Origin of the sequence: Streptomyces sp. NPDC085932 (assembly GCF_044540525.1) — a bacterium.
Lineage (GTDB): Bacteria > Actinomycetota > Actinomycetes > Streptomycetales > Streptomycetaceae > Streptomyces > Streptomyces levis.
Genome location: NZ_JBITSJ010000001.1, coordinates 1681380 through 1706554 on the forward strand (window position 1 = coordinate 1681380; position 25175 = coordinate 1706554).

Consider the following 25175-nt stretch of genomic DNA (forward strand, 5'->3'; position numbering starts at 1 on the left):
GGAGTGGCGGGGGACCACCAGTGGAGTGGCTGAGCCTTGAGAACGTCATCGCCATCGGCACGTCCGTCCTCGGTCTCCTCGTGCCCATCGCGATGTTCCTCTACGACCGCCGGGTGCCGCGTCGCAAGCTCATCGGCTACCGCGTGCAGATGGACAGCCCCATAGGTGACGGGTCGTTCAACCCCCGCCTCGGCGATTTCGACGTGCCGAACATGGCCGACGCGTCGCTGGTGCTGCTGCGCATCGAGAACGACGGCTCGCAGAGCGTCGCGGACAACGACTACACCTCCTCCGAAGTCCACGGCCTGACCGCGGAGTTCACGGGCCGCACGGTCCAGGCCGTGTCGGTCACGCAGCCCTCCGGCATCGAGCACCTGAACAGTCACTTCACCAACGCCAACGGCTTCGAGCACATCGGCAGCACGGTGACCATCCCGCGCGTCCCGCTCAACCCGGGTGACCACTTCAAGCTGCTGGTGCTGCTCTCCGGCGGTCCGGCCGAAGGCGAGGTCAAACTGATCGGCGGACTCCGGGACGGCCGGGTCCACCGCAACAGCGCGCCCAAGCCGGACGAGAAGCAGCGCACGTTCAGCCTGCCGGCGCGGCTGCTCAGCGGCGCACTGGCCCTCGCGGTGCTCGCCCTGGCCGGCATCATCGTGCTGCGCGTCGGCAATCCGATCGAGTGCGAACAGGGCGAGTTGACCCTGACGGGCTCGACCGCCTTCGAACCGGTCGTCCGCACGATCGCCGAGCAGTACGAGGCCAAGTGCGAGGGCGCCGACATCTCCGTCGAGGCGCGCGGCAGCGAGGACGGAGTGTCCCAGCTCGCCGAACTGGGGGAGCGGTCACCGAGCGCAGCCCGGTCCGTGATCGCCTTCTCGGACGGGCCGATGGGGAGGCGCTGGGACCTGACGGGCACCGAAGTCGCCCTGTCCTTCTTCACCCTCGTCGTGCACAAGGACGTCGACCTCGGCCCGCGGGGTCTGTCCCCGCAGCAGGTACGGGACATCTACGCGGGCGAGTACCGGCGCTGGGGCGAGGTCGTGCCCGGCCGGAAGGAACTCGCCGAGCTGCCGATCGTCCTGGTCAGCCGGGGGGACGAGTCCGGGACGCGGCAGATCTTCCAGGACCGGGTGCTCAAGGGATGGGAGCGGGCACCGAGCACGTCCCTGGACTGCAGCCCGCCCGCGGCGGCCGGCGACACCGTCACACGCTGCGAACTCGGCTCGACCCGGGCCGTGCTGAACAAGGTCGAGGAACAGCCCGGCGCCATCGGCTACAGCGAGGCCGGCCTCGCCAGGGCGCGCGGCGCCGCGCTCGACACGGTGCCCCTGGACGGCGACTGGCCGGACGCGGCACGGATCGACCTGGGCGCCGGCCGCTACCCGTACAAGGACATCGAGTACGCCTACACCTACGGCCCTTCCCCGGCCGGCTCCCTCGCCGCGAGCTTCCTGGCCTACCTGGACGAGTCCACCAGCCAGCAGGTCATCCGCTCCAAGGGCCACCTGCCGTGCCTGCGGGAGCCGGAGCAGTGCCGGTGAGCCGCCGCCGACTCGGGGACCGGCCCCGCCACCTCAGCGCACCGCGACCCGTCGGAGCACCGTCAGCGACTCCTCCCGCCGCACCCTCATGGCGAACGGGAACCGGTCCAGTTCCAGGCAGAGGCCGACGTCGTCCGGGTGGCTGCCCTCTCGTGTGCCGCTGGTGAGTTCCGCCGCGGCGCGGGACGTCCTCGCGCGGTGGAGGTAGGGGGCCGCCTCGACGGCGGTCGCGGACATGCGGTGACCGATGTACTCGGCGCAGGCCAGGTCCTCCTCCGCCCGGCCCTCCTCGCCGGTGACGACGAACGTCACCGGGCCCGCACGCCGGGCCCGGAGGAACCGCGCGGTCGGGCCCGCCACGACGAAGCTCGCGCACAGGACCAGGGGCGCGTCGGCGACGGCCAGCGCGCCGACGGTCCCTGCCGTCGTCTTCTGCACCAGCGTGCGACCGGTGAAGTCACGGGACCTCAGCTGCCCGGGGGAGTTGACCGCGTCGAAGCCCGCCGCCGGAGCCCCGTCCTTCAGTGCCAGCCAGTCCGGCCGGCCCTCCTTCAGGGCGAGTGCCTCGTCCACCGTCGACGCCAGGACGATCCGCTCGGCCCCGCGTGCGAAGGCCCAGGCGGCCACGGTGAAGGCGCGCATGACGTCGACGACGACCGCGACACGGGGAACTCCGGTCAACTCCGGTATGCCGACGAAGTGATGCGTCATCTCCTCATGATCCCCGTCAGCACGGGCTGCGCCACACCCCCAGGTCCGGCTTCTTCAGCATCGACGACAGCCCCAGCCGGCGGGACTCGGCGCAGAAGCCGCTCCGCCGTTGCGTGTACTCCACGTGGAACACCGCCTTGCCCGCCTCGATGAACGGGGAGAGCTCGTCGCACTCGTCGTACTGGGCGCACTCCTCGTTGACCGCGAAGTCGAAGTGGGAGACGAGCCGGGGGATCTGCGGGAGGTCGTTCTTCAGACCGACCGCCAGGCCCCGCTCGTGGGCGATGGCAGCGATCATGCGGTTGTACGCGAGCTGGTCGCCCGCGGTGAGCGGGAAGCCGGTGTCGTTGCCGTACCCCTCCATCAGGTCGGGTTCCACCGCGTCGAAACCCTTGTCACGGCACATGTCGAAGCGGCGTTCCATGATCGGGCGCAGCACGTCCCGGCGCCGGATGTCCAGCCACCGTTCACCCTTCCAGCCGTCGGGCTCGCCGAGCACCGAGCGCGGGAAGGCGTCCCGGTCCGGCCGGAAGTCCTCCCACGCGCCGACGTTGACGTAGCAGATGACCTTCCGGCCCGCGCGGTGCAGCCGGGCCACGTCCGCCGCGGAGTTCTCGAAGCCGTCGATGTCGTACACGGGCACATCGGCCGACGGGTCGACCCTGCCGTCGAGCTGCCACTGCCAGGCCAACCCCGGGCGGGGCTGCCACCGCGGCGATGCCCGGCCGGAGCCGCCGTCCGAGCAGCCCGCCAGCGCCGCGGCCACCAGCGCGCACAGCAGGGCCGCGCCGGTCAGGAGCCGCCTGCTCATCGCTGCGCCGCGGTCAGGGCCGGCGTCAACCGGGCCCAGGGGTTGGGCGGTTCGCCCGTCACCGGACCGCAGACCGCCGCTCCCCGCTCGTGCGCCGTGCGCACGGCCAGCGGAACGAGCGCGTCGGGCACGCCGTAGACGAGATGGCACAGCCGCTCGGGCGGGTGCCGTGCCGTCCATGCCGGGCGGCTGAACGCGGAGACGTACGTCGACCAGTGCCCCTCGAAGGTGACGGTCAGGTCGGCGAGGCGGGCGTACCCCGGCGCCGGATGGACCCCGGGGTTGAGGACGACCGTCCGGGCACCCAGCCGGCGCACCGTCCGCACCAGCCGGCGACAGGCCGCGAGCCCGTCCGCCGTCGCCGTCACCCGGTCCAGGAAGCAGCCGTCCGCCGCGTACCACTCCCGGTGACGGCGAACGTCCTCGGTGATCTCCGCGAGGCCGCGCACCCCGTAGTCGGTGTCGACATAGCCCAGCAGACGCGCCCCCGCGGCCCGCAGCGCCCCGGCCGCGGCGGTGAACGCCGGGTCGGGGACCTCGCCCGGGCCGCTCGCCGGGTTCAGGACGACACCGTAGGTGCGGTCGGCCGCGGTGATCAGCCGGTGCCAGGCACCCGGGTCCTCGGCCGGATGGACGTACAGCGGAATCAGCAGACTCACGACGTGCCGCCGCCTTCCCACAGGGCGTGCAGCGCCTCGCCGAGGGTGTGGGCCGGGCGCCAGCCCAGCGCCTCCTCGGCGGCACCGATGTCGGAACACTGCCACGACACCAGCGCCGACCGGGCCGAACCCGCCGTGGTCTCCTCGATCCGCCCCCGGAACCCGGCGAGGCCGGCGAGGCTGCGCACCAGGTCGCGCACCGGCACCGCCCGGCCGCCGCCGATGTTGAGCACCGGCGGCAGCGGGCCGGGGGCCGTGGCCGCCAGTACGGCGGCCCGCGCCACGTCGCGTACGTCGACGAAGTCCCGGTGGGCGGACAGGTCGCCGAGCCGCAGCACCGCCTCCGGGTCGGACCCGGCCTCGCGCAGCAGCGCGGCGATCCGCCCGGGCAGTCCGGTGGGCGGTGCTCCGGCACCCACCGGATTGCCCACCCGCAGGACCACCGCGTCCAGACCCGAGGCGGTCACCGCGACCGTGCCCGCGAGCTTGGTGGCACCGTAGGGGCCGATGGGGCGGGTGGCCGCCGCCTCCGTGACCGGCGCGTCGGGGGTGCCGGGGCCGTACTCGGCGGCCGAGCCCAGGTGCACCAGGCGGGCGGCGGGGGCCGCCTCCCGCAACGCGGCGCACAGGACGGCCGGACCGCGGGCGTTGACCTCGGCCAGGGTGACGGCGTCGCCGCCGGTCGCGCCCGCGCAGTTGATCACGGTGTCGGGCGCGGCCGGCGCGAGGGTCTTCGCCAGCTGCTCCGGGCGGACGCGGGCCAGGTCGACGTCGAGGTCGGCGGCCGGCGACCGGCCGCCGGTGAGGACCACCGCGCCGGGCAGGGCACGCAGCCGCTCGGCGACGTGCGCGCCCAGATAGCCGGTGGAACCCAGGACGAGAATGCGCATGGCGTGCTCAGGCTCCCTTGAGCAGAAGCGACTTGCGGGTGGTGAACTCGGCGTTGGCCTGGTCGTAGTCGTCCGGGCGGCCGATGTCCAGCCAGTAGCCGTCGAACTCGTAGGCGTGCGGCTGGTTCCGGGCCCTCAGCAGGTCGAGGACCAACTCGTCGAAGCCGAGGGGCAGTCCGGGCGTGTACCCCTCCAGGGTGGAGCGGGACAGGCCGTACACGCCCATCGAGACGCGGTAGTCCATGCTCGGCTTCTCGGTGAACGCGACGACCTTGCTGGCGTCGGTGGTCAGCACCCCGAAGTCGATGTGCACCTTGCGGGCGTACGTGGCGATGGTCAGTGGAGCGCCGCTGTCGCGGTGGCGCCGCAGGACGTCGGCGTAGTCGAGGTCGGTCAGGACGTCGCCGTTCATCACCAGGAAGGTCTCGGGCAGACGGTCGCGCAGGGTGAGCAGCGGGCCCATGGTGCCCAGCGGGCTCTCCTCGGTCGCGTAGTCGACGGCCAGGCCCCACTGGGAGCCGTCGCCGACGTAGGCGCGGATGATCTCGCCGAGGTGGCCGATCGCGATGGTGCAGCTGGTGAAGCCGGCCGTGGAGAGCTGGCGCAGCACGATCTCCAGGATCGCGTGCTGGTCGCCGATGGGGACGAGCGGCTTGGGCAGCGCCGTGGTGTACGGCCGCAGCCGGACGCCCTTGCCTCCCGCCAGGATCACTGCGTGCATGGGGCTCCTCCTTCGTGAACGCTTCGTGGACGTACGGGGATCCGCGCGGACGTGCCGGACGGGGTCCGCGGCGGGTCAGATGTTGTAGATGCCGGTCTTGTAGCGGGCGAGGTTGGCCGGGTCGCGGAAGAACGCCACCGTGTGGGCGAGGCCCTCCTCCAGGGTGTGCGCGGGCTGCCAGCCGGTGGCGGCGGCGAGCCGGCTCGCGTCGGCGACCAGGCGCATGACCTCGGAGTTGGCCGGGCGGATACGCGCCTCGTCCTCGCGCACGTCGAGCGGTGTGTCCATCACCTTGCCGATCAGCGCGACCAGGTCGCCGACCGAGATCTCGCCGCCGGTACCGGCGTTGAAGGTGCGGCCCACGACCTGCCCGGCCGGCGCGGTGCCGACGGCGAGGAACGCCCGGGCGGTGTCCTTGACGAAGGTGAAGTCCCGGGTGGGGCGCAGGTCCCCGAGGGTGATGGTGCGCTGCCCCGCCGCCACCTGTCCGATGACGGTGGGGATGACCGCGCGCATCGACTGCCGTGGCCCGAAGGTGTTGAAGGGCCGCAGCGTGACGACCGGGGTGTCGAAGCTGGCGTGGTAGGAGTCGGCCAGCCGGTCCCCGCCGGCCTTCGAGGCGGCGTAGGGGGACTGGGTGTTGATGGGGTGGTCCTCGGTGATGGGCACGGTCCGCGCGGTGCCGTAGGTCTCGCTGGTGGAGGTGTGCACCAGCCGGGGCGTGCCGAGGGCGCGGACGGCTTCCAGCACGTTGAGGGTGCCGGTGACGTTGGTGTCCACGTAGCTGTGCGGGGCCTGGTACGAGTAGGGGATCGCGATCAGGGCCGCCAGGTGGTAGGCGGTGTCGGCGCCGTCGAGGAGGCCGCGGACGGAACCCGGGTCCCGGACGTCGCCGAGGACGATCTCCACCTGGTCCAGGACGTCCGGGGCCAGGGTCTCCAGCCAGCCGTAGGACGAGAAGGAGTTGTACTGGGCCATCGCGCGGACGCGGTGCCCGGAGGCGACCAGGGCCTCGGTCAGGTGCGAGCCGATGAAACCCTCGGCTCCGGTGACGGCGGCGAGCGGTGCGGAGGTCAACAGGGTGTCCCTTCGTAGGGTCGGGAAGGTCGGGGCTCAGGCGTGCGGGGCGGGCCGGCCGAGCAGCCACAGGGCGCACGCCGCCAGACACAGGGCGGCGCCGCCGCAGCCGAGCGGCAGGGCCAGGGCGGTGCCCGGTGGCAGGCGGAACAGAACGACCGCGCCGGCACCGGCGGCCGCCGTCAGGCAGATCAGGGCCGACGGCCAGGCCGCCCCGAACGCCTGGAGCAGCAGCGCGGTCCACAGAACGGCCGCGAGGAGCAGCAGGGTGACCGGGTCGGCGCCGGTGAGCAGGGCCGCGGGCAGCAGCGGCGCGAGGTAGCCGAGCAGGCAGAGGCCGAGGATGCCGGCCGAGCGCAGCAGGAACGCGGCGGGCGTGGCGGTGGCGCGCAACGCGGCGACCGACAGCCCCCGGTAGCGGTACAGCAGCCATTCCGCGGGCCCCATGCTGAGGGTCAGCACGATCACGGCGTACGGTTCCTCGCGCCCTTCGAGCAGCACCAGCACCGCGGCGGCCAGTCCGAACAGGCCGTAGGGCAGCGACCCCAGCAGGCGCGGCCGGGTGGCGGCGGCGACGGCGGGGACGGCGAGGGCGCCCCGCAGGACCCGGCCGGTGACGGCGAGCGTGGCGACCAGGGCCAGCAGCGGCAGCCCGGTCCGGAGCGCGGGACCGGGCTCCCACCACGGCAGGACGGCGGCGCCCGCGAGCAACGGGCTGAGCGCGGCCAGCAGCAGTCGCTCCCGGCCCAGCACCAACAGGACGCCGGCGGCGGCCAGATAGGCCGACTGCGCGGCCGCCACCAGGGTCACCGGCCCGCCGCCCGCCGGCAGCGCGGCGGCCGCCGTGGCCAGCGCCGCCCCCGCGGGCGCCCCGGCCAGGAGGGTACGTCCCGCCTCCCGGCGTCCGGTCGCCAGCCGCAGGTGGGCCCGGTGACCGAGGGCCTGCCCCCACGCCCAGGAGACGACCCCGGCCACGACGAGGGCGGGGGCGTACCCGCCGGCGTCCCACAGGGGCGCGGTCAGCAGGTAGGCGAGCCCGGGCAGGGCGAACAGCACGCCCCGCAGCAGACAGCGCACGGTGTCGGGGCGCCAGGGGTCGGCCGGCGGGGCGGGTTCGGGGAAGGTGCGCGGGACGCGTTCGTACAGCGCGGAGGCGAGCGAGAACAGGTTCGGGAGACCGTAGCGTTCGCTGATCACCGAGGCGGACAGTCCCTCGGCCTCCAGCAGTGCGGCCACCTCGTAGGGATGGACGGCCGGGCCGATGCGGTCGGCGAGTTCGGCGGCGAGTTCACTGACCGCCTCCTCGTCGGGGCCGCGCCGGGGGAGCCGGACGGCGAGCGTGGTGTCGTCCAGGGCCCAGCGCGGCCGGCGGCGCGGCGGGCGGGTGGCGGCCAGCCGGATGGCCAGCGTGTCCTGTTCGCAGCCGCCGGGTTCGAGGGATATCGGGCCGCTCACAGGGCGAGACTCCCGGCGCCGTCGACGGCCGGGGCCGCCATCGTGATCCTGGGCGGCATGACGGTCGGCTCCTTCTTCGGATCGGCCAGTTCCAGATAGACGGAGCGAAAGGTGTCGATGGTCCGGCGCAGGGTGAACTGCTCGATGACCCGCAGCCGGGCCGCCTCGCCCATGGCTCTGCGCCGTCCCGGATCGCCGAGCAGTTCCAGCGCGGCGCCGGCCATGGCCTGCGGATCGCGCGGAGGCACCACGAGCCCGGTGTCGCCGACGGCCTCGCGCACCCCGCCCACGTCGGTGGAGACGGTGGCCCGGCCGCAGGACATGGCCTCGATCAGGGTGAAGGGGAAGCCCTCGCTGATGCTGGAGAGCATCACGACGTTTCCGGCGGCGTAGGCGTCCTTGATGTCGTCGACCCGCCCTTCGAAGGTGACGGCGTCGGCGTGCCCGAGCTCGGCGGCCAGGGCCTCGCAGCGTTCCCGGTAGGCCTCTCCGCCCCGCGGCGTTCCGCCGAACAACCGCAGCCGCACGTGCGGGAGGCGGGCGCGGACCAGGGCGAAGGCGCGGATGAGGGTCTCCAGGTCCTTGATGGGGTCGACGCGGCCCGCCCAGCTGAGGGTGGGCGTGTCCGGTTCGGGCCCGGCCGCGGGGAACGCGGCGGGGTCCACGCCGTTGTAGACCGTGCGGATCGACTCCGGGTCGGCGCCGCCCTCCTCCTCCCACAGCCGGTTGTAGCGGTTGCCCGGGGTGATCAGGGCGGCCCGGCGGTAGCTCTCCCGCGCGAGCAGCCGGAAGAACCCGAGGATCACGGCCTTCACCGGCCAGCGGTAGGGCGCGGTGCGGTAGCCGAGGTAGCGCTCACGCAGGTAGACCCCGTGCTCGGTCAGCAGCAGGGGGACGCCGTGGCGTTCGAGGGCGGCGAGGCCCGGCAGCACGGCGACCCCGCCGCTGACCGCGTGCGCGACCCCGCTCTCGGGCGCCGGGGCGGCCAGCGGACGCAGGGCGTGTTCCAGCAGGGCGGTCGCGGTCAGCGCGTCGTGCAGGGTCGGCCGTGCCTCGCCGACGGCGAGACCGGGCCGGTTCCACAGCGCCGTGAGGATCGCGAGGGCCCGGTCCCCGCGCAGGAAGGGGCTCAGTGTTCCGTCCGAGGCGGCCCGGGCCAGCGCGTACAGGGCGGGTGCGAAGCCGTCCTCGGCGCGCGGATCGAGCAGGGCGGTCAGGAACCGCTCGTAGGCGGCGGCGAGCCGGTTGCGGGCCCGGCCCCGGGGCGGGCGGCCCTCGGGCGGGGCGCCCCACATCGGGACGGACAGCACGCCGGTGACGTGCGCCGGCAGGTCCCATACGACCGGTTCGCGCCCGGTGCCGGTGACGGCGATGACGTCGAAGGCGAGGTCGGGCATGCCCTGGACGAGCTGGTCGCACCAGACGCTGACACCGCCGTGGCTGTGCGGATAGGTGCCTTCGGTGAGCAGGGTGACGCGCGTCGCTGCGGTGCGTCGCACGCCGTGGGGAACGGGCATCGTTGTGCTCCACGGCTGAGGTGTGGGGTGGTTCGGGCCGCTCCCGGCCGCCACGGGGCGGCCGGGACGTCCGGTCGGAGTGGGGCGCGCGGGCGCCGCTCAGCCGTCTGCGGTGTGGCCCACCGGGTCGGTGACGCCCGCGGGGACACGGGTCCGTGGTGCGGGGCGGGTGGCGGGTGCACTTCCGGTGGCGTCGCCGGCGGCCGGAGCCGGGGTGGACGCCGGCAGGGTGAGCGTGAGGGGCGTGCCCGTGGCGGGCGTCCAGCCGGACACGGCTCCCGCGTACGCCTCGCCGAACGGGGCGCCGGCCAGGGTGGTGCCGGTGGGCAGGGTGGCGGTGACGGCCAGTCCGTCCGGCGCGTCGACGGTCACCGTGCCGCCGATGCGGTGGGCGGTGACCTCACCGGCCCGGAGCGCGGCCTGCCAGGCGGCCCGGCGCCGCAGTTCGGCGCCGATGTCGCGCATCCGCGGGTTCACCAGGGGCGTGTCCTCGGCGAACAGGGCCGCGTAACCGTCCAGGACACCGTCGAGGACGGGGTAGGCGATGCGGTCCTCGGCCAGGTTCGACTGGTGGATGAAGTGCGGTTTGGGATCGTTGGACAGGACGTGCCCGAGGGCGATCCGGGTCTCCAGCGGCACGATGTGGTCCGCGTAGCCGGTGGCGGTGTCCAGGGGCGCCGGCAGACACGTGGTGGTGTCCGGGTTGTCCTCGCAGATGCCGCTGCCTCCCTGGGCGCGGCTGGTGTAGATCCAGTTGTACTCGTCGACCTGCTCGGCGGCCCGCCCGGCGTTGTAGAAGACGTTCATCGGGTGGCGGGGGACGGTCGTGGCGGGGCCGACGCGGCGCTGGGCGGGCTCCCGGGAGTTGTCGGAGCCGAGCCAGGCGATGTCGTTGTCGTCGAGGGCGAGCGCCAGGTTGGGGTTGTCCTCGGGCTGCTGCGGCAGCACCTTCGTGCCTGAGTGCTCGCCGGTGACCAACTCGTCGTCCAGCAGCGGCAGTCCGGCGCTCCGGCCCCAGACGCGGTTGGTGGCGATCTCGTCGGAGATCTCGTCGCGGCTCATCCACTTGGTGCTGCCGTCGGGGTTGGTGGCGCACTTCCACGGCACGACGGTGGTGTCCTGCACGCAGCCGAGGAAGGGGTGCGAGTAGGTGTGGTTGATCCAGCGGAACTCGCCCCGGCGCGCGATCAGCCGGTCGGCGAGGGCGTCGGCGCCGTCGTTGTCCTGGCGGTGGTCGACGCTGCCGGCGCCGTTGTAGGCGAAGTCGAGGGTGAAGTCCTTGCCGTTCTGCCACTGGACGGCGTGGTCGACGTCGGCGGGCGTCATCCGGATCGGGTCGGGTGTGGCGCTCGGGTCCGTGCAGTCGACGTCGCCGGGCGTGCAGTTGAGCGTGCTGTTCCACCGGTCGTCGGCGGCGAGGACGTCGTCCACGTGGACGGAGAAGTAGTTCCGTGCGGCGCCCAGGTGCACACCGCCGGTCATCCACTCCACGATCCCGCGGGCCAGGAGCCGGAACTGCTGCTGGTACTGGTTGTAGACGAAGGTGACGACCAGCTCGCGCCGCCCGTCGTGGCGGTACTCGCCCACCAGCGTGCCCTTGGCGGACTGCCCGGGGATCGCCGCCTCGACGTACGGGGTGAAGTCGGCGCCCGCGACCGGCTTCGACAGGTAGGCGTAACTCTCGCCGACGGCCGGGTCGTTGTCCTCGAAGGGCACCGCCCCGTCGAGATAGCCGAAGGGCCCCGCCTTGCCCGCGGCGGTCACCTCCGCCCGCCTGCCGTCGATGCTGCCGGAGTAGCCGCCGTGGACCGGGTACTGCAGACCGGCTTCGGGACGCGCGTAGGTGTAGGCGTCGACCTGGGGGACGTCATACGTCCGTTCGTACGCCGCGAGTGCCGCCATCTCGGCGGAACCGGCCGGGAACGGGTTGTCGTTGGGCAGCACGACGGCCTGGAACCGGGCACGCGGCCGGCCGTCGACGGTGTCCGCGAGGAAGCCGGCGTCGATCACGGTCCGGCCGGGCTGGGTGAGGTCGATCCGGGTGTACGGCGTACCGGCCGCGGCCAGTTCGGCGGCTATCGCGTCGGTGGACGGGCCGCCGTCGCTCACCACCAGCACCCGCAGGTCGACGCGGGGCGTGGTGTCGGCGTGTGCCGCTCCGGCCGGCAGGCCCAGTGCGGCGATGAGCGCGCCCACCGTGACCACGGTGGTGCGTAAGGTCCGCTTCATGCGGTGAAGTCCCCTCCCCGGGCAGGGGTGAGCACGGCTCCCGTGGAGCGGACGCACCCCCTTGCGTGCCGCCGGCGTCCCCCTCAGAAGCCGGTTCGTCACGCATCCGTTCGCGTCACATAGTGAGGTCTCTGTGGAGATTTCGCGGTCATGTTGCGCAACATGACGAAAAAGCGCAGGTGTCGAAGCGGGTGTTTCCGGAAGCGAAACCGGTCGTTCCCGTCACCGGGGGAGTCCGGTTCCGTCGGCCGCGCCGGGCCCGGAGCGCTGGTCCGGGTCCTGTACGGCGCACCGGCGGGCCCCACGGGCCCGCCGGTCGTCCTGCCAGTGGTCCAGACCGGGCCGGATACCTGGGTACGGCATCTTTCAGGTCACGGCCGCGGGCTCCCCGGGGGCGTCAGGGGCAGAGCACCCGCGTCACGGGCGTGTAGACCGGGCCGCCGCTGACGTTCGTCGAGTCGCTGAACTCGGCGTAGAAGTACGAGTAGAAGCCGATGTTGCCGTTGCAGCCGGAGTCCGCGGCGATGTCCAGCTTCAGGGTCACCGTGCGGCTCTGCCCGGGCGGGATGGTGGCGCCGTAGTTGGCGCCGAGGTTGGCCGGGCCGGTCCCGGAACAGGGCGTGGTGCCGTTCGCGGTGGTCAGGCTGCACCCGGAGAAGGTGTACTTCAGGTCGGGGCGCTGCGTGGTCAGCCACGTCGGTTCGATCGTCTGGTACACGAACCAGACGTCGTAGGTGTTGTTGTTCTTCAGGGTCATCGACAGGTTGACCGTGCCGCCGGGCGTGGTGGTGGCGCTGTCCGTGGCGAAGGTCAGCTCGGCCGGCGCCGGGTCGGCCGCGCTCGCGCCGGGGGCCAGACCGAACACGGCGAGGAAGAGAGCGAGGACGGCTCCGAGACCGAAACGTCTCATCAGGGGTGATCGCATGGCGAGGGAGGCTAGGCAGGGGCCGTCCGCGATGTCTGCCCCACGGAAAGGGCACGGCCCGCCGCCCGGCCGGAAGTGTTCGCGGCGTGAAGGGGGTGTGGCGGATCTGTGGAGAGAGGGCCGGGGCGGACATCGGCCCAGGTGGCGCGCGCGGCTCGGGCGCGGTTCAGCGGGCCGGTCGGCGGCGGCCCTTCCCGGGACGCGCGGAGATGACATTGGCGCGTAACGGATCAGGCGCGTATCCCGGCGGGGGCCGGCCCGCCGCCCGGCCGGGCGCGCCCGGCGCTCTCCGGGCCGGCTCGGCCGACGACGTCCACGGCAAGCACGCGTCCGTCGCGCACGCCACGGCCCCGGCGGGTCAACTGGCGGTCACCTCGCGGGTCATCGGGGCGGTCACCTCGCGGGTCATCGGGCGGTCGCCCCACCCGCGATACGGGGCGGTCGCCCCACGGATCACGGGGTGGTCGTCGGGTGGTCGCCCGCGGGTCACCGGGCCGTCGCTCCGAGGAACACGACGGCGCCCGTGATCACGAGCAGCGCGGAGGCGAACGTGTGCCGTCGTGCCGTGCGGAGCTTCTCCCGTACGAGCCAGGCGTGCGCGGTCGCCAGCAGCAGCCGCAGATACGGGTCCGTACGCGCGATGTTGCGCCGGGCCGTGGCCAGGCCGCGTTCCAGCGCGACCCGTTCGGCGGGTCCGGCGGTGGCCAGCAGACGGCTGATCTCCAGGGCGAGGTGACGGTGGCGCAGCAGGTCCTCGACGTCCGTGGCCAGCGTGCCGAAGTAGTAACCGGGCGCAGCGTCGAACTGCTCGCGCAGCCCGCGCAGGGCGGGGGAGGTGAGGACGTCCGGTGTGGTCAGCGGCGGGACGAGGACCTCACTGGTCTGCCACACCGCCCAGGCGACACCGAGCAGCGCCACGACCAGTCCGCCCCCGGCCCAGGCTGCGTGCGCCCAGTCGTCGATCCTCCCGACGGCCAGGAGCGGGCCGCCGCCGAGCAGCAGGGCGCCCACGGCACCACTGGACGCCAGGGTCCACCGCGCGGCCTCCCGGCTGTCGGCGACGGAGTCCAGGGGCGAGGGCAGCGCCTCCAGCACCCCCGCGTCGGGCGGTCCGGCCGGCGGAAGCGGGCTCACCGGTCCTCTCCGCGGAAGACGACGCCCAGCGGGCCCGGAGCGTCGTCGGGCAGGTCCACGTACGGTGCCCAACGCTCGCCGTCGAAGTACTCCAGCACACCGGACTCGTTGACCCGCACCGCGTTGGGCCGGGGGTCCTCTTCCTGCGCGTCTGACATGAACTCAGTATGCCTGCAGGCCCGTTGGCACCGTTGCCCGCGGCGCACCGGCCCGCCATCCTGGCCGCAGGAACGGGGGCAGCCATGATCAGACTGACGATCGACACCACGCGGGTGACCTGCGCGGTCCGGGACGCGGCGGTCGCCCAGGCGCCGAGACCGCCGGACCAGAGCACGGCCGACCTGCTCTGGAGGCTGCGCAGACAGCCGTCAAAGACCCTGTTGCGCGAGGCGGGAGCCGCGCTCGGGAAGCGTTTCCTCGACGGGCCCGCCGGCATCGCACTCCTCGACGAGCTGCGGCGGCCGGGACGCCACCGCGTCGGCGTCGAGGTCCGGGACGCCACGCTGGCGGACCTCCCCTGGGAGACCCTCGTCCCGCCCGGCCGTACCGTCCCCCTGGCCCTGGACCCGGGCGTCGACCTGTACCGGACGACCTCCCGCGCCGGACGCCCGGCCCCCGCCCCCGGCGGCCCCCTGCGGATCCTCGCCGCGGTGGCCGCCCCCGACGACAGCCGGGGCGAACTGCTCGACTACGAACGGGAACTGGGCAGGATCCTCGACGCCGTGGAGCCCGGTCACCGCACCGGGCAGCGGGTGCGCCTCCTGGAGTGGGGGAGCGCGGCGGCGATCCGGGACGCCCTCGACGAGGAACCCTGCCACGTGCTGCACATCTCCTGCCACGCCCGGCCCGGCGCGCTGCTGCTGGAGACGCGCACCGGCGAGGAGGACGCCGTGGACGCCGCGCGGCTGCTGCGTGATGTGCTGCCGTCCCACGGCAGCCTGCCCCTCATCGTGCTGGCGGGCTGTTCCACCGCGCTGGAGGGGACGTCGGAGCTGCCCGGACTGGCCCGGAGCCTGCTGGACCACGGCGCCCCGGCCGTGCTGGCGATGACCTCCGCCGTCAGCGACGACTACGCCACCGAACTCTGCGCGCGGCTCTACCGGAGCCTGGCCGACCGCCCGGACCGGGACCTGCTCGGCGCGTTCTGCCACATCCGCCGGCACCTGGCGCGCGAACCCCGCCCCCTCCCGGAGTGGGCGACACCGGCCCTGTTCCTCGCCGACCCGGAGCTGCGCCCGGCCGACGGCGGCCCCGCCCCCGCGGAACCCACCGCCGAGCCGGCGGTGCGGCAGCCCGTCGTCCTGGACGGCGTGGTGCGCGCCCGGCACGACTTCGTGGGCCGCAGGAGCACGCTGCGCCGACTGGCGGGCGCCCGGCCGCGGGTCCTGCTGCACGGCATCGGCGGTGTCGGCAAGACCAGCCTCGCCGCCGAACTGGTGCGGCGCTTCGAGACCGCCACCCCGGACGGTGTGGTGGTGGCGGTCGGCGGGGAGACCGCCGTCGAGGCGATCCTGGACGAGCTGCGCCGCCGGCTGCACGCCCGCTGCGTGCGCGACGACGTCGAGCGGAGCGACCCGCTGCACGAGCTGCTCCGCACCCTGAGCGACCACGAACGGGACTGGCGGGAGCGCCTCGCGGCCACCACCCGGGCCACCGTGCCGCTCCTGCTCGTCCTCGACAACGCCGAGGACAACCTGGACGACGGCCACCAGATGACGGACCCGGATCTCCCCGCGTTCCTGCGGACCTGGGCGGAACACCACCCCGCCGTCGTCACCAGCAGGTTCCCCTTCCCGGTGCCCGGCCTGGAGACCTGGCATCTCGGCCCCCTGACCTGGCAGGAGACCCGCAAGCTGATCTGGCGGCTGCCCGGCGTCGACGCCCTGTCACCCTCCGAGCAGCGGCAGGTGTGGACCCGGCTCGGCGGCCATCCGCGGTCCCTGGAGTACCTGGACGCCCTCCTGCGCGACGGCGACGGCCGCTTCGGGGAACTGGGCGCCCGGCTGCGCGCCGCTCTGGCCGAACGGGGCGGCGGCCGGGGCGAGTTGCAACGGACACTGGACGAGACCGGCGCTCTGATCGCCCAGGACGTGCTGCTCCCGGAACTGCTGACCCGTCTCGACGAGGCACCCTCGGCCAGGGAACTGCTGCTGGGCGCCGCCGTGTACCAGTTGCCGGTGGACCGGGCCGGACTCGCCTGGCAGCTGGCCGCCCCGCCCGCCGAGGAGGAGGAACCCGCCGAGCCCGAGGGCCTGGACGACGCCGTGGCCCGGCTCCTGCACCTCGGGCTGCTCGCACCCACCGGATCCGGCTATCTGGTCCACCGCTGGACGGCCGCCGCCCTGGCACGCCTCGCCGGCCCGCACCGGCTGACCGAGGCACACCGCAGGGCAGGCGCGTACTGGGGCCGGCGCTGTGGCAGGACGACGGACCAGGCCGCCTACATCGGGTACGCACTCGAAGGCCGGTACCACGAGCTGGCCGGCGGACGCGTCCCGGAGGCCCTGGAGTACACGGTCCTCGCCTGCCACGAGCTCGACAAGGCCGGTCAGTGGGCACGCGAGGAACGCCTGCGGCGCGAGGCGCTGGCCCTGGCCACGCCGGGGACGCTGAGAGCCGCCGAGTGCCTGGCCGACCTCGGCGGCCTGGACGCCCGCAGGGGGCGCTACTCCCAGGCCGAGACGCGGTACCGGCAGGCGCTGGCCGCCTTCGAGGAAATGGGCGCCGCCGACCGGGCCGGACGGACGCTGCACCAGCTGGGCCTGATCGCCGAGCACCGCGGGGAGCGCGCCGAGGCCGAGCGCCTGTACCGGCAGTCCATGGCCGTCAAGGAACGCATCGGCGACCGGGCGGGCATGGCCGGCACTCTGCACCAGCTGGCCGGTCTGGCGATGGACGAGGGCGACGACCGGCGCTCGGAGCGGCAGTACCTCGAAGCGCTCGCCCTGTGCGAGGAGTTGGGGGACCTGGAGGGCATCGCGGCCGCCCAGCACCAGATCGGCATCCTGGCCTTCCGCGCCAAGGACTACGACAAGGCGGCCCGGTGCAGCGAGACCGCCCTGTCCCACTTCGCCAGGCTGGGCGACCGGATCAACGTGGGGAACGGCAGGACGGCCCTGGCGAAGATCGCCCTCGCCCGTTTCGACCACGCGGCGGCGCAGGAACACGCGCGCGCCGCGCTGGAGATCTTCGAGGACATCGGAAGCAGCCGGAACATCGCCGAGAGCAGCGAGTTGCTCGGCGAGATCTCCCGTGACGTCGGGGACCTGGTGTGGGCCGAGACCTGCCTCACGCGCGCGCGAGACGCGTTCCGGACCCTCGGCGAGAAGGGGTATGCGGCCTCGTGCAACCGCCAGCTCGGCGCCCTGCGCACCGTCCTGGGGCGGGTGGCCGACGCGGTGCCGTGCACCCTGGAGGCCTGGCTGGACGACCAGCGGGACCCACGGGGCCGCACAGACGCCGAACTGCTCGCCGTCCAGCGGAGGGAACTCGGCGCCGCCGCCTTCGACCGGCTCGTGGCCGGGCTCGTCGAGGAGCCGACCGCGACCTACGCCGTCCGGTCGACCGTGTCGTTCGACGAGTTCGCCAACTCGTACCCCAGCCCCACGCCGCTGGGCAGCGCGTACGTCAGGCTGGGGATCGCCGCGTACGAGCGCGGCGCCGTCGGCACCGCCCGGATGTTCCTGCAGCACGCGCTGCCGCTGTGCGAGGCCGCCGGCTATCCCGAGGGCGTAGCCAAGTGCCACGAGGACCTCGGGCACGTCAACCTGGAGGTCCGCCGGCTGGAGGAGGCGAAGCAGCGCTACCGGTCCGCGCTCGCCGTCTACGAACGGCTGGGGAACGACACCAACGCGGCCGTCGTCCTGCACCAGCTCGGACGGGTCTGCCAGGAGCAGCGGGCCTACGCGGAGGCGGAAGCGCACTTCCGTGCCTCGGTGGCCCTGAAGCGACGGCTCGGCAACCGGCAGGGCGTCTCCAACAGCGTCTTCCACCTGGGCCGCGTCGCCCAGTTGCGCGGTGACCACCGGCTGGCCGAGCAGTGCTACCGGGAGTGCCTGGCCATCGACCGGGAGCTGGGGGCCTGGGCGGAGGTGGCCCTCGATTACGGCGAACTGGGCAACCTCCGCGCGGAGCAGGACCGGCCCGCGGAGGCCCTGCCCCTGATGGTGCAGGCCCTGTCCATCAACCGTCGGATCGGCTCGGACAACGCGGCCCGCACCATCAACGCCCTGCGCGGCCAGCGCGCCCGGCTGGGCGACGAGGAGTTCGTGCGGCTGCTGCGCCGGGACGTCGACGAGGAGTCCGTGTCCGCCGTCCTGTCCCTGACGACCCTGCTGCCGACCACCACCGGACGCCCCGGCAGCGCCCCGCCGGCCACCTGACGCCCGCCGCGGTCACGTCCCCTGCGACGGTCCCGTCACTCCCAGGTCGGCACGCATGGTGGTGCGCATCCGGGACAGGTCCTGCCAGCCCCGCTTGACCGCGTCCCGCACGGCCTCGATGTCGTCGTCCTCGCGCTGGGTGCCGCGGCTGAGGCGGGCCAGGACGCCGTAGACGGCGTTCAGGTCGGCGTCGACCCGGTTCACCTCCGTCAGTACGAGGTCCGGCACGATCATCTGGGCCTCGGCGTAGCGGCGGCGGTACTCCACGCGGGCCGCCTCGACCGCGGCGAGCGACTCCTGCGGATCGTGCCCGATGCGCAGGATGTGGCGGTGGTCGTTGAGGGTCGCCAGATAGTGGCGGGCGGCCGCGTTGATCTCGGTGTAGGCCGCTCTGCGGGCCTCCCGGCCCGATTCGGCCCGCTGGGCGTCCGCCTCGTCCCGGCGCGTGCGTTCGAGGCGTTCCCACTCCTCGCGACGGGACGCGTCTCCCCGACGCTGGGTCAGCCAGGCAGAACCCAGCGTGCCGCCCACACCCACCGTCGCCGCCACCAGACCCGCCACGGCAGCATCCATCCCGGCCCCCCGACCTTCGTGTTCCGACCGTCACGGTCCAGTGTCCCAGTAAGGAGTAGAGGCGAGACGGTTCGTCTTGTTACTGTGAGGGCATGGCTTTCCTCTTCTTCGTCTGAGTGCAGGCCGCGGCTCACGCCGCCGCTTCCGCCGCCCCGGACCCTTCGCATGCCCAGGGAAAGTCCCGCACGTCCCGGTCGGCGCCCTGTCCGCGGGACAGCGACGGCGGCTGCAGCTCGCGACCCAGGTGACCCGGCCGGCGGACCTGCTCGTCCTCGACGAGCCGACCAACCACCTCGCACCCGATGTGGTCAGGACCTCCAGGCCGCACTCGCCGCGTACCCCGGGGCGGTGGTCGCCGTCTCCCACGACCGCGGCTTCCGCGCCGACTTCCCGGGTGAGCGACTGCAGTTGCAGGCCGGCCGCAGGAGCTGACCAGCCTACGGAGCTCGCCGACCGACCCCGCAGACCTCTGGAAAGGGATGGAGCCATGACCACCTTCCTCACCCCCCGGCAACTCGCCGACCGCACCTCCGCCGCAGTCGAGGCGGCGGTCTCGGCGTCACGCGCACTCGGCCTGACCGTCGGCGAGCCCGCGGTGCTCCACGACGTCTTCTCCGTCGTCGTCCACCTCGCGCCCTCGCCGGTCGTGGCACGCGTTCCCACGGTCCTGCCCGATCCCGGCGACCTCGCCGCCCTCGCGCGCCGTCAGCAGGACGAGTTGGACGTGACGCGCTGGCTCGACGAGCAGGGAGTCCCGGTGATCGCGCCGAGCCCGCTCGTGCCGCCCGAGCCCGTGCAGCGCAACGGTTTCTCGATGACTTTCTGGACGTTCGTCGAGGAGAACCGGGACGAGGAACCCGACTATGTCGCGAACGCCGAGAGCGTCGCCGACCTGCACGCGGCCCTGCGCACCTACCCGGGCCGCCCGGAATTCCTGTCCGCGGCCGACCCGCAATTCATCGCGGACAGCCTCGACCGCCTCGACCGGCACCCCACCCTGATCGGCGCGGCGGAACTGGACCGCGCCCGCCGGGAGTGGCGGGCCCTCGAACCCCTCGTGCGCTCACGCGCCGCGTTCGAGGCCCGGTTCCCCGGCATCGGCCTCCAGCCCCTGCACGGCGACTCACCCGCCGCGAACGTCTTCCCCGGCGTGGCCGGCCACCTCCACGCCGACTTCGAACTGGTCACGCTGGGACCCGTGGAATGGGACCTGGCCGCCCTCGGACCCGATCACCGCGCCGCCTACGATCGCGGCGCGCGGCGCAACGGTTCGAGGCCCCTCGACGAAGACGTGCTCGGCTTCGTCGACGCCCTGGGCATGATCCGGGTCGTCGCCGCCCTCACGCTGGTCCCGCAGCTTCCCCGCCTGTGGGAGTACCTCAAGCCCGCCATGGAGCAGTGGAAACGGATGGGGTAGCAAATTCAGCTCCCGAATCCGTCCCTTTCCGATCCCCCATTCATCCCGCCCGTGAAAGGTTGACCGCGTGAATCGCCCTCCCTAATTTTGCGGCATGAAACCCAGTCACTGGAATCCGAACATCCATTACTATCCCGCAATTCTGGGATTCGTTCCCGGAAACTGCCGCGAAGCGCTGGACGTGGGCTGCGGAGACGGCGAACTCGCCCGTCTGCTCGCCGCCCGGTCCGGCCGGGTCACCGGGATCGATCTCTCCGCGGAGATGGTCGAGGCGGCGCGCGACCGCAGCGAGGACGTGGGCAACGCCCGCTTCCTGGAGGCGGACTTCTTCGAAGCCAGTGGGTCGGAACTCCCGCTGGGCCACTACGACCTGATCACGATGGTCGCCGTCGCGCACCACCTCGGCACCGAGCGCGCCCTGCGCCGGTCGGCGGAACTGCTGGCCCCCGGTGGGCGGTTGGCCGTCATCGGCCTGGCCGACCCGGGATCCGTCCTCGATCTGCTGCACCTGGCCGTCGCGGTGCCCTCCGTGAAGGCCCTGGGCCGGCGCAGGGGCGGCAGTCACGCCCCGGCGAAGATGCCCGTCGCCGACCCCGACACCACCTTCCGCGAGGCGCGGGACATCGCCCACCGGGTGCTGCCGGGAAGCCGGTTCGGGCGCCGCCTGCTGTGGCGCTACACCCTGCTCTGGGAGAAGCCGCGCGACGTCGGCGCCTGACGTCCGGTGCCTTCGTGCCCCTTCCCGGGGCCGCTGACCGGCAGTTCCCGTCCGGCCCGGCGGGCGCGGTATCGGATCGGGACCGGGCCGGGAATCCGCTGCGGCACTCTCAAGTCATCGGAAGGCGGCCCCGGCAGGGGAACCGCCCGGACGACAGGGAGACCGGGGTGACCAGGATCGTACTGATGTCCGGCAGCCTGCGGCGCGACTCGGTGAACACCACCGCCGTCGCGACCCTCGGCCGGCTGCTGGCCCAGCGGGACGCACGGGTGCACACGCCCCTGCTGGATCCGCGGGTTCTGCCGTACTACGACCAGGACCTCGACGTGGCGGACGGCCCCGCGCCGGTCGCCGAGGCCCGGCGGCTGCTCGGCTCCGCGGACGCTCTGGTGATCAGTACCCCCTCCTACAACGGAGGCGCCCCCGGTGTCCTGAAGAACGCCCTGGACTGGCTCTCCCGTCCCTGGGGGGACAGCGCCCTGACCGGCCTGCCGACGGCGGTGCTGAGCGCTTCCCCCGGACCCCGCGGCGCGGCGGACGCCCAGCCGGGACTGCGGGTGAACCTGGAGCGCTCCGGAGCGGTCCTCATCGACCACCGGCCCCTCGCCCTCGGCGACGCGGAAGCGCTGCCGCGCACCGGCCAGGGCTTCACCGACCCGGCGACCCTCGCCCTCCTCGACGAGGTGGCGGCCGCCGTCTGGGCGGCCCGGCGGGCCGCTCCCGACGCGGACGTCGTCCGGCCCCCGGCCGGTGACGGCGCGCTGCGCCCCGCGACCGTCGTCTGACGCCCCACCACCAGGCGGCGCGGCCCCGACCGCCGCGCCCCTGCCCAGACTTGCCCCGCGCGTGGTGCCCACAAGGTACGCGTCGGTGGCAGGAACGCCCGCCCGACCAGGGACGGTGCACAGGTACGGCACCACGCGCGACGTGGAGCCCGAGCCCACGAAAGGGGGTGCCCCTCATGACGAAGCTCGTCCGCCGTGTGACCCGCGCCGCCATCTGAGGCGCCCTGTCAGTTCCCCCGTCACGAGCACAGCAGGAATGCGAAGGAGGTGCAGTCCCATGACCAAGCTCGTCCGTCGCGTGACCCGCGCCGCCATCTGAGGCGCCCCTCACCCTCCAGTGCAGTGAGGATTCGCCCCCCGGGGCAGGCTCGCCCCGCCCCGGGGGGCGCATCGCGTCCTTCTGTCGACTTCCTCTCGATCCCACGACAGGAACGGAGTTCCGCCATGGGCATCCCCGAACGGATCACGCGGATCGTCAGCCTGCCCGGTCGCGGGCTCCTGGCCTGTGACGTCCGCGGTGGTCTGCACCTGCTCGACCACGACCTGACCCTGCGCCGCTCCTCCGGCGTGCCCGCCCTCGCGCAGGACACGGCCGGCCAGCCGGTGTACGGCGTCGCCCTCGCCGGCGACTGGATCATCACCCGCGACAAGACCGGCACGCTCTGCCGCTGGCACGCCGACACCCTGCACCTGGCCGACCGGCTCGACGCCCGCGCCACCGCCGACCGCTCCCTGCTGCTGGAGGGCGAACAGCCGTCGCCCACCATGCTGCGCGGCATCGGCCTGTGGAACGGCAAGGCCTATGTCGACAACGGGTACTTCCAGGTCGTCGTCCTCGACGTGGAGACGTTCGCCGTCGAGCGGATCGTGCAGTGGCCGCACGGCTACGACATGCTCGAATGGTTCTGCACCGACGCCCCCGGCGTGCACGCCGTCTCCGACCGGCACGGGTGCGTCCACCTCGGCTCGCTGGAGGAGTGGTCCTTCCCGACCACGGTGCGCATCGACACCTCCAACGTCCACCGCGTCGTCTACGACGCCCGGCACCGGCGCTTCTGGGCCATCGGCGACGCCGGCATCGACGACACCCGCAACGTCTCCAACGGCGTGGTGACCATCGGCCTCGACGGCACGGTCGACCAGCGCATGCACTTCGCCCGCAACGACGTCGAAGGGCTCGTGTTCTCCCCGGACTTCGCCACCGCCTACATCGGCGGCTTCGACGGCGAACTGCTCCTGTTCGACAACACCACGCCCGAACTGAGCGTCCGCAAGCGGGTCGGCGGCTTCAGCCACCAGATCATCGACGTCACCATCGACGAGCAGGGCCGCGTCTACACCCTCACCCAGGACGGCGAGATCACGGCACTGTCCCCGGAGGGCGAACTGCTGCACCGGCTCTCCTACACCCGCCAGTGCGTGTGGGACCTTCGCCCGCTGCCCGGCGACGGCACCACCGTCCTGGCCGCCACCGACGACGGCACCGCCGTGGTCCGCCTTCGCACCAGCGGCGACCACGCCCGCCTCGACCTGGTCGACGAGTACCACGACGCGCCCGGTTTCGCCCGCCGTGCCGAGCCGTGCGGCGACGACCGGGTGGCCATCTTCTGGCCCGACACCGTGCGCCGCTTCACCCCCGACGGCACCACCGTGTGGGAGTCCCGCCTGCCCGGCATCGTCCACACCGTCTCGGTCTCCCCGGACCACAGCCGCGTCCTCGTCGCCTGCAACGCCGGCGGCTTCGAGTTCGACGCGGCCACCGGCCGGCAGCTGCTCCACGTGGACCGACTGCCCGCCAGCGCCTGGGCTTCGGCCTACCTGCCCGACGGCCGCCGGGTGCTCGGCACCCGCACCGGCCGGCTCGCCGCCTACGACGAACAGGGCGGCGTCACCTGGGAGACGGAGCTGGAGAGCTACCCCAAGCGGCTGCTCGTCGACGGCGACCGGCTGCGCGTCACCGGCGGCGGAGGCGTCAAGGAGATCGTCGTCGGCGAGGACAAGCCGCGGCGCCAGTTCGTCGAACTCCTCGACAACACCGCCGAGAACTGCGCCCTGATCGACGGCACCCTGTGCGTGGTCACCTACGGCATGCAGATCGCCGCCTACGACCACGACAGCGGCGAACTGCTGGCCCTGCACGAGGACCTGCCCGACTTCCCCAAGGGCATGACCGCGCTGCGCGGCGCCGACGGCCGGGCCTACGTGGTGGTCGGCGGCCGGGGCGGCTACCTGCGCCTGTACCGCCTGGACCGCGGCGGTGACGGTCCCGTCCTCACCGTGCTGCGCGACCTGTGGCTGCCTCGGTCCTCCGGCGCCCGTCCCTTCCCCGCCGCGAACGGCGCGGCCCGGCCGTGACCACCGCCGACCGGGTGCGGGCCGCACACGGCGGCGACCGGGGCGACGAGGTCGTGGAGCCCTCGCCGTTCGCCGAGCGCTCCTTCCGGGTCTTCGCCGCCGGCAACACGGTCAACAACCTCGGCGAGGCCCTGTACGCGACCGCGCTGCCCCTGCTGGCCTACCGCCTGACCGGCTCGCTCGCCGTGATGACGTGGCTGGCGGCCACCGTGCCGATGAGCATGCTGCTCGCCCCCTGGTTCGGCTCGGTGGCCGACCGGCGCGGCACCGCCCGCCTCGTCCTGTACGGGCTGCTGGCGCAGGCGTCGGCGGCCACGGTGATGAACCTGCTGCTGTGGCAGGGCGATCCCGAGCCGTGGGTGCTGTTCGTCTGCGCCCTGGTGGTGGCCGCCGGAGGCGTCGCCTACCGGGTCGGCTGGATGACCGACGTGCCGGTGATGTTCCCGCGCTGCCCGGCCCGCGCCCGCGGCACCCTCAACAGCCTGTTCCTCGCCACCACGCTGGCCGGGCCGGTCCTGGTCGCGGCCACCCTGCCCCTGCTGGGCTACCTGGGCGTGCTGTGGCTGAACCTGCCCACCTTCTTCGCGCCGCTGGCGGTGTGGGCGGCCGGTGTCCGGCCGCCGCGCCGCCCCGCGACGGACCCCCGCCGGCGCGAACCGGCACGACTGCGCGGCGTCTGGCGCGACACCCTCGCCGACCGGCGCATCGCCGTCACGCTCGTCCTGCAGATGGTGCTGGAGGCCGTCTGCGGCACCGGCCTGACGTCCCTGGTCCTCTTCGAACTGCGCCACTCCTGGCAGCTGTCCGCACAGCAGGCCGGCTGGGTCGTGGCGGCCGTGAACCTGAGCCTGCTCACCGGCAACCTGCTGGTGTCCCAGCGCGAACGCCTGCGCCCCGCGACGCTGCTGCCCGTCGCCGTCGTCGTCCGCGCGGTCTCCCTGGCCCTGCTGGCGGTGCCCGTGTGGCCGCTGTTCCTGGTGGCCCTGGCCCTCGGCGCCGTCGCCCAGGGCGCGCTGCTGGCCGCCGTGGTGATGCTGCGGGTGCGGTACCTGCCGCAGGAGATCATGGGCCGGGCCTCGGGACTGATGTGGCTGCTGACGGGATCCGCCGCGCTGCTGTCCCCTGTTGTGATCCCCCCGCTCGAACACGCTGCGGGCCCGCACGCCACGTTCCTGGCGCTCGGCGTCGCCTCGTCGGTGGTGCTCGTCCAGCTGCACCGCGCCCGCACCGCCTGGACCCCGACGAACCCGGCGACGACCGAGCCGGCCTAGG

Annotated in this window: 20 protein-coding genes and 1 pseudogene; 8 read left to right on the top strand and 13 right to left on the bottom strand. The window is 73.5% G+C overall.

Features of this window, described 5'->3' with window-relative positions; genetic code table 11:
* Positions 1-20 precede the first annotated feature (20 nt).
* The gene (locus ACIGAQ_RS07190) at positions 21-1544 is read left to right on the top strand and encodes a PstS family phosphate ABC transporter substrate-binding protein (protein ID WP_399779746.1); all 1524 of its coding nucleotides are present in this window, start codon (positions 21-23) and stop codon (positions 1542-1544) included.
* A 33-nt stretch (positions 1545-1577) separates the two neighbouring features.
* Here the strand turns inward: ACIGAQ_RS07190 and ACIGAQ_RS07195 are convergent, their stop codons facing one another.
* The 12 genes from ACIGAQ_RS07195 to ACIGAQ_RS07250 form a co-directional block, all read right to left on the bottom strand.
* On the bottom strand, positions 1578-2255 hold the full coding sequence (locus tag ACIGAQ_RS07195) for a 2-phosphosulfolactate phosphatase (protein ID WP_399779748.1): 678 nt from the start codon (positions 2253-2255) through the stop codon (positions 1578-1580).
* Between the two features lie 16 nt (positions 2256-2271).
* Positions 2272-3066 (bottom strand): endo alpha-1,4 polygalactosaminidase, encoded by a 795-nt coding sequence (locus ACIGAQ_RS07200; RefSeq protein WP_399779750.1) that lies wholly within the window; start codon positions 3064-3066, stop codon positions 2272-2274.
* Complete coding sequence (locus tag ACIGAQ_RS07205; protein WP_399779752.1) at positions 3063-3725, bottom strand: spherulation-specific family 4 protein; 663 nt, start codon at positions 3723-3725, stop codon at positions 3063-3065. The genes ACIGAQ_RS07200 and ACIGAQ_RS07205 overlap by 4 nt, the downstream gene beginning before the upstream one ends.
* Positions 3722-4615 carry an NAD-dependent epimerase/dehydratase family protein gene (locus ACIGAQ_RS07210; protein WP_399779754.1) on the bottom strand — a complete coding sequence of 298 codons (894 nt, stop codon included), beginning with the start codon at positions 4613-4615 and terminating at the stop codon, positions 3722-3724. The genes ACIGAQ_RS07205 and ACIGAQ_RS07210 overlap by 4 nt, the downstream gene beginning before the upstream one ends.
* 7 nt (positions 4616-4622) lie before the next feature.
* Positions 4623-5336 (bottom strand): sugar phosphate nucleotidyltransferase, encoded by a 714-nt coding sequence (locus tag ACIGAQ_RS07215; protein WP_311686077.1) that lies wholly within the window; start codon positions 5334-5336, stop codon positions 4623-4625.
* A 75-nt stretch (positions 5337-5411) separates the two neighbouring features.
* The gene (locus ACIGAQ_RS07220; protein WP_311686076.1) at positions 5412-6413 is read right to left on the bottom strand and encodes a GDP-mannose 4,6-dehydratase; all 1002 of its coding nucleotides are present in this window, start codon (positions 6411-6413) and stop codon (positions 5412-5414) included.
* 36 nt (positions 6414-6449) lie between these two features.
* Positions 6450-7868 carry a hypothetical protein gene (locus tag ACIGAQ_RS07225; protein ID WP_399779757.1) on the bottom strand — a complete coding sequence of 473 codons (1419 nt, stop codon included), beginning with the start codon at positions 7866-7868 and terminating at the stop codon, positions 6450-6452.
* Positions 7865-9385: a GT4 family glycosyltransferase PelF gene (pelF, locus tag ACIGAQ_RS07230; RefSeq protein ID WP_399779759.1), complete on the bottom strand. Its 1521-nt coding sequence runs from the start codon at positions 9383-9385 to the stop codon at positions 7865-7867. Before pelF ends, ACIGAQ_RS07225 begins: the two co-directional genes overlap by 4 nt.
* Before the next feature lie 99 nt (positions 9386-9484).
* Positions 9485-11614, bottom strand: coding sequence for a hypothetical protein (locus ACIGAQ_RS07235; RefSeq protein ID WP_399779760.1), 2130 nt, complete (start codon positions 11612-11614; stop codon positions 9485-9487).
* A gap of 397 nt (positions 11615-12011) precedes the next feature.
* A complete protein-coding gene (locus ACIGAQ_RS07240) occupies positions 12012-12524 on the bottom strand; it encodes a hypothetical protein (protein ID WP_399779762.1) in 513 nt (170 codons plus the stop codon).
* Between the two features lie 501 nt (positions 12525-13025).
* On the bottom strand, positions 13026-13673 hold the full coding sequence (locus ACIGAQ_RS07245) for a hypothetical protein (RefSeq protein ID WP_399779764.1): 648 nt from the start codon (positions 13671-13673) through the stop codon (positions 13026-13028).
* The gene (locus ACIGAQ_RS07250; protein WP_311686065.1) at positions 13670-13831 is read right to left on the bottom strand and encodes a hypothetical protein; all 162 of its coding nucleotides are present in this window, start codon (positions 13829-13831) and stop codon (positions 13670-13672) included. The genes ACIGAQ_RS07245 and ACIGAQ_RS07250 overlap by 4 nt, the downstream gene beginning before the upstream one ends.
* An 84-nt stretch (positions 13832-13915) precedes the next feature.
* On the opposite strand from ACIGAQ_RS07250, the gene ACIGAQ_RS07255 reads away from it, so the two are divergent.
* Entirely contained in the window at positions 13916-18055 is a 4140-nt protein-coding gene (locus ACIGAQ_RS07255; RefSeq protein WP_399779767.1) for a tetratricopeptide repeat protein, read from the top strand.
* 12 nt (positions 18056-18067) lie between these two features.
* On the opposite strand, the gene ACIGAQ_RS07260 is transcribed toward ACIGAQ_RS07255, so the two are convergent.
* Positions 18068-18628 (bottom strand): hypothetical protein, encoded by a 561-nt coding sequence (locus ACIGAQ_RS07260; protein WP_399779768.1) that lies wholly within the window; start codon positions 18626-18628, stop codon positions 18068-18070.
* A gap of 187 nt (positions 18629-18815) precedes the next feature.
* Between ACIGAQ_RS07260 and ACIGAQ_RS07265 the strand changes: the two are divergent.
* The 6 genes and pseudogenes from ACIGAQ_RS07265 to ACIGAQ_RS07290 form a co-directional block, all read left to right on the top strand.
* Positions 18816-19060 (top strand): annotated as a pseudogene (locus ACIGAQ_RS07265) (ATP-binding cassette domain-containing protein); the annotation flags it as partial.
* A 55-nt stretch (positions 19061-19115) separates the two neighbouring features.
* Complete coding sequence (locus tag ACIGAQ_RS07270; RefSeq protein ID WP_399779770.1) at positions 19116-20045, top strand: aminoglycoside phosphotransferase family protein; 930 nt, start codon at positions 19116-19118, stop codon at positions 20043-20045.
* 94 nt (positions 20046-20139) lie between these two features.
* The gene (locus ACIGAQ_RS07275; RefSeq protein ID WP_311686057.1) at positions 20140-20763 is read left to right on the top strand and encodes a class I SAM-dependent methyltransferase; all 624 of its coding nucleotides are present in this window, start codon (positions 20140-20142) and stop codon (positions 20761-20763) included.
* 167 nt (positions 20764-20930) lie between these two features.
* Positions 20931-21548 (top strand): NAD(P)H-dependent oxidoreductase, encoded by a 618-nt coding sequence (locus ACIGAQ_RS07280; protein WP_362284380.1) that lies wholly within the window; start codon positions 20931-20933, stop codon positions 21546-21548.
* Positions 21549-21992: 444 nt separating this feature from the next.
* Positions 21993-23903 (top strand): WD40 repeat domain-containing protein, encoded by a 1911-nt coding sequence (locus ACIGAQ_RS07285; RefSeq protein ID WP_365740070.1) that lies wholly within the window; start codon positions 21993-21995, stop codon positions 23901-23903.
* Positions 23900-25174: an MFS transporter gene (locus ACIGAQ_RS07290; RefSeq protein WP_365088344.1), complete on the top strand. Its 1275-nt coding sequence runs from the start codon at positions 23900-23902 to the stop codon at positions 25172-25174. The genes ACIGAQ_RS07285 and ACIGAQ_RS07290 overlap by 4 nt, the downstream gene beginning before the upstream one ends.
* Position 25175: the final 1 nt, after the last annotated feature.

Bases quoted from the DNA above. Each gene is read 5' to 3' on its own strand.
- ACIGAQ_RS07195 (WP_399779748.1), bottom strand. From the start codon at position 2,255: ATGACGCATCACTTCGTCGGCATACCGGAGTTGACCGGAGTTCCCCGT.
- ACIGAQ_RS07200 (WP_399779750.1), bottom strand. From the start codon at position 3,066: ATGAGCAGGCGGCTCCTGACCGGCGCGGCCCTGCTGTGCGCGCTGGTG.
- ACIGAQ_RS07210 (WP_399779754.1), bottom strand. From the start codon at position 4,615: ATGCGCATTCTCGTCCTGGGTTCCACCGGCTATCTGGGCGCGCACGTC.
- ACIGAQ_RS07215 (WP_311686077.1), bottom strand. From the start codon at position 5,336: ATGCACGCAGTGATCCTGGCGGGAGGCAAGGGCGTCCGGCTGCGGCCG.
- pelF (WP_399779759.1), bottom strand. From the start codon at position 9,385: ATGCCCGTTCCCCACGGCGTGCGACGCACCGCAGCGACGCGCGTCACC.
- ACIGAQ_RS07235 (WP_399779760.1), bottom strand. From the start codon at position 11,614: ATGAAGCGGACCTTACGCACCACCGTGGTCACGGTGGGCGCGCTCATC.
- ACIGAQ_RS07240 (WP_399779762.1), bottom strand. From the start codon at position 12,524: ATGAGACGTTTCGGTCTCGGAGCCGTCCTCGCTCTCTTCCTCGCCGTG.
- ACIGAQ_RS07250 (WP_311686065.1), bottom strand. From the start codon at position 13,831: ATGTCAGACGCGCAGGAAGAGGACCCCCGGCCCAACGCGGTGCGGGTC.
- ACIGAQ_RS07255 (WP_399779767.1), top strand. From the start codon at position 13,916: ATGATCAGACTGACGATCGACACCACGCGGGTGACCTGCGCGGTCCGG.
- ACIGAQ_RS07260 (WP_399779768.1), bottom strand. From the start codon at position 18,628: ATGGATGCTGCCGTGGCGGGTCTGGTGGCGGCGACGGTGGGTGTGGGC.
- ACIGAQ_RS07270 (WP_399779770.1), top strand. From the start codon at position 19,116: ATGACCACCTTCCTCACCCCCCGGCAACTCGCCGACCGCACCTCCGCC.
- ACIGAQ_RS07275 (WP_311686057.1), top strand. From the start codon at position 20,140: ATGAAACCCAGTCACTGGAATCCGAACATCCATTACTATCCCGCAATT.
- ACIGAQ_RS07285 (WP_365740070.1), top strand. From the start codon at position 21,993: ATGGGCATCCCCGAACGGATCACGCGGATCGTCAGCCTGCCCGGTCGC.